Source organism: Kitasatospora sp. NPDC093558 (genome assembly GCF_040683475.1).
In the GTDB taxonomy this organism is placed as follows: Bacteria; Actinomycetota; Actinomycetes; order Streptomycetales; family Streptomycetaceae; genus Kitasatospora.
In genome coordinates this window covers 1-3,633 of sequence record NZ_JBFBDY010000625.1, presented here as the reverse complement: position 1 = coordinate 3,633, position 3,633 = coordinate 1, and the positions used below count along the sequence as shown (strand labels likewise).

Genomic DNA, 3,633 nt, shown 5'->3' with positions numbered 1-3,633 from the left:
TCGGTACGGGAAGTGCAGTGTGAAGGCAATTTGTCGGACCGTGACCACCTGACGTCCGGCCAGGTCACGTGCCTGCCTCTGGTGCGGTTCTTCGGGACCCGGACAACCCGGTCGACGCCGAACCCGACCGCTTCGCGCCCGGCCCCGGGCCGACCAACCAGCCCGGTCCTGTGGGCGCCGGGCAGCCGACCCCGATCCCGGGGCGCACGCTTCCCTTCCCCGGGGGCGGCGTTCAGCAGCGACACCTCGGGGTGGGTCCCGGTCCGCGAGACCGGGGCCCATCGCCGTCACCCGCTAGCACCCGCCGTCACCCGCCGGAGCGTTGCAGGAACATCGTCGGGCCGAGTTATCCACAGGCACGGAAATTGAATTGCCGTCACACCGGGGCTCGGCGAGGCTGCGGGGGCAAGTCGACGACCGAGTCCGTGGAGCGTGCCGGTGCTGACCGAAACCGAGATCGAGTCCTTCGTCGTGGGTCGGCCTGCGCTCGCGCGGGCGCGCCGGCGGTGCCCCGTCCCCGGTCGAGCGGGCCGTCCTGGAGGGCCTGCGTTGCGCCTGAGGACGTGACCGGTGCCGACCGGTGCGGGGGCCGGTCGCGGGACGGCCTACCATCGGCGGGTTGTCGATGTGAGGACGGGGAGAGCTGATGGGTGGTCTGGGACGGCTGATAGGCGTGGCGGCCGAGCGGGGCGAGGCCGGGTTGCAGGCCGGCTGGCAGGCAGCGGTGCGCGGCGGCCGGTCGGTGGCGGGCGGACGGTGGGCGCTCACGGCGCTCACCTCCGTCGCGCCGCCGCCGGTGCCCGCCACCGAGCCGTGGAAGCTGTCGGTCGGCACGCTGCTCGGCCGGCACCCGCGCACACCGGCCGCCGTGCACAAGCTGCTCGGGCTGCTCGACGGCCTCGGCGCCGTGCACCTGGGGCCGGTCAAGGCCGGCTTCGACGGCGAGGAGATCGAGTGGGACAAGGTCGTGGAGGTGCAGACCCGCAACGCCTTCGAGGTGCTGACCACCACCGCCCTGGAGCAGGAGGTGGACAAGGTCCGCGAGTTCCTGCCGGCCGTGCCCGGCCGCAAGTGGGCCGTCACCAAGGTCGGCGAGGCACTGGCCACGGTCGTCCTGGCGGCGCTCGAACGCGGTTCGGTCGAGGGGCGCCTGGACGAACTGGCCGTGCCCGCGCGGATCGTGTACCGAGGCCTGCTCGGCCGCCAGCGCACCCTCGACGCGGGCTGCTTCGCCGTCGCCACGCTCGTCGTCTCCGGCCAGGTCGGCGAGAGCCTGATCGCGACCGCCCGCCGCCGCGGCATCGTCGTGCGGCCCGCCGAGGAGCCCGTGAAGCCGGCCCAGGCGGCGCATGTCGCGGCCCTGCGGGAGCGCACGGACGCCGTCGCGCGGCTGCTCAGCCGCATCGAGCAGCCGGGCGCCGTGGCGGAGTTGACGGAACTGACGGCGGCGGAAGCGGAGTCGCCGGAGGCTTCGGTGGTGTCGCTCGTCAAGGTTCCGAGCGCACCGATCGGAGGACCGGCCCCTACGCACGAGCGGTGAAGCGGCGGCGGCCGACGACCACCGCGATGGTCAGCGGGACGGTCGCGACGGCCGCCACCCCGAAGACCAGCCCGAACCGCGCCTGCTCGGCCGCGCCCCCGCCGAACGTGGCACCGAGCGCGCTGCCCATGAACAGCGCGGCGACGTAGAACGAGACCGCCGTCCCGCGCGCCTCGGGCACCTCCGACGTCGCCCACGCCTGGATCGTCGAGTGCAGGAACGCCCAGCCCGCGCCCAGCATCGTCGCCACCAGCGCATACGTCCACGCACCGGGCGCCACGGCGGCGGCCGCGTAGGCGACGGCCATCACCGCGCCGCCGATCGCGGCCAGGCCGTGCGGCGGTATGCGCTGCGTCAGGGCCTTGACGGCGCGCGTGAAGAGCAGCGTGCCCACGCCGTACAGGGCGGTGATCGCGCCCGCGGCGGCGTCGGACAGCCCGAGGTGTTGCAGGGCCGGGGCCACGAAGGTCAGTCCGCCGAGCATCACGGCGCCCTCGACCACGCCGAGCGCGATCACGACGCGGGCGGACCGGGACCGCAGGACGGCCGACAGCTGGTCGGCCAGACCGCCGACCGGGGCGCGATCCGGCTCGGCGGTGCCGCGCAGCCCGAGCAGGGCGGTGATGGCGGCCAGTGCCGGGACCGCGAACACCAGCCGCCAGCTGAGCCAGTTGGCGACCACCCCGGCGAAGAGGGCGGCCAGTCCGCTGCCGAGGCCGAGGGCCGCCATGAGGTCGGCGAGCGCGTTCTGGCGCCGCTCCGGCGCCACCACGTCGCCGACGAAGCTCAGCGACGAGGGCACCACCGCGCCGAAGGCGAAGCCGGTGAGGACGCGCAGCGCGGTGAGCGCCGTCAGGTTCGGCGCCACGGCCGAGGCCAGTCCGGCGAGCGCGGCGAGGCTCAGGGCGAGGCGGATCACGCGCAGCCGGCCGATCCGGTCGGACAGGATGCCCCACACCGGCTGGGACAGGCCGTAGGCGAGGGCGTAGCCACCGGCCAGCGCCACCGTGGCGGTCAGCGGGACGCGTTCGGCCGCGGCGACGACGACGAGGATCGGCCCGATGGCGAAGCGGTCGAAGTTGGCGGTGAAGGCGGCGGCGGTGAGCGGGCGCGGCACCCGGCCCTCAGCGCGGACGGCGGGGTCGGCAGGACCGGTTCCGCGGGCGGGGTCGGCGGCGTGGCTGATCGTCATGAGCACATCCTCCGCCCGCCGCCCGCCCACGGTGACGGCCGCCCGCCGACGGATCGTCCTGGGGGCGGACCGTCCTGGGGGCGGGAGTACCGCGCCGGCCCCGGCGGAGGGTACCGCTAAGCTCTGGGCGGCGATTCGGGGTGCCGTGGCCGGAAGCGGCGGGGCGGCGAACGGGGGAGTGGTGTGACGATGCAGCCGTTGCTGGCAGAGGATCCGTCCGTCGTCGGGTCGTACCGGCTGCTCGGACGGCTCGGCGCGGGCGGCATGGGCTGCGTCTACCTGGGGCGGACGGCCGGCGGGCGGACCGTCGCGGTGAAGGTCGTGCGGCCGGAGCTGGCGGCGGACGCCGAGTTCCGGGCCCGTTTCCGGCGCGAGGTGGCCGCGGCGCGGCAGGTCGGCGGGGCGTGGACGGCGCCGGTGCTCGACTCGGACACGGAGTCGCCGGAACCGTGGGTCGCCACCGGGTACGTCGCCGGGCCGTCGCTGGCCGAGGCGGTGGCGCAGTTCGGACCGCTGTCCGAGGACGGGGTGCGGGCGCTGGTCGCCGGGCTCGCCGAGGCGCTGACGGCGATCCACGGTCTGGGGCTGATCCACCGCGACCTGAAGCCGTCGAACGTGATGCTGTCGCCGGACGGCCCGGTGCTGATCGACTTCGGGATCGCGCGGGCGATGGACAGCCTCGCGACGTCCGCGCTCACCAGCACCGGGGTCGTGGTGGGTTCGCCCGGGTACATGTCGCCGGAGCAGGTGCAGGACCGGCCGCTGGGCCCGGCCTCGGACGTGTTCCAGCTCGGCGCGGTGCTGGCGTTCGCGGCCACCGGCGCGTCGCCGTTCGGCGCGGACAGCCCGGCCGCGCTGCTGTACAAGGTGGCGCACGGAGAGCCGGAACTGGGCGGCCTGC

At 75.3% G+C, this 3,633-nt stretch carries 3 protein-coding genes; 2 read left to right on the top strand and 1 reads right to left on the bottom strand.

Translation table 11 applies throughout. The features are described 5' to 3' along the window. Positions 1–646 precede the first annotated feature (646 nt). The gene (locus AB0O00_RS32710; RefSeq protein WP_363657993.1) at positions 647–1,540 is read left to right on the top strand and encodes a hypothetical protein; all 894 of its coding nucleotides are present in this window, start codon (positions 647–649) and stop codon (positions 1,538–1,540) included. Here AB0O00_RS32710 and AB0O00_RS32705 read toward each other — a convergent pair. Beyond that, positions 1,524–2,732, bottom strand: a complete 1,209-nt coding sequence (locus AB0O00_RS32705) for an MFS transporter (protein ID WP_363657991.1) — start codon at positions 2,730–2,732, stop codon at positions 1,524–1,526. The two genes, AB0O00_RS32710 and AB0O00_RS32705, sit on opposite strands and share 17 nt — an antisense overlap. A 189-nt stretch (positions 2,733–2,921) precedes the next feature. Here AB0O00_RS32705 and AB0O00_RS32700 point away from each other — a divergent pair. Beyond that, positions 2,922–3,633: serine/threonine-protein kinase (locus tag AB0O00_RS32700; RefSeq protein ID WP_363657989.1), on the top strand; the 712-nt coding region annotated here is incomplete at its 3' end.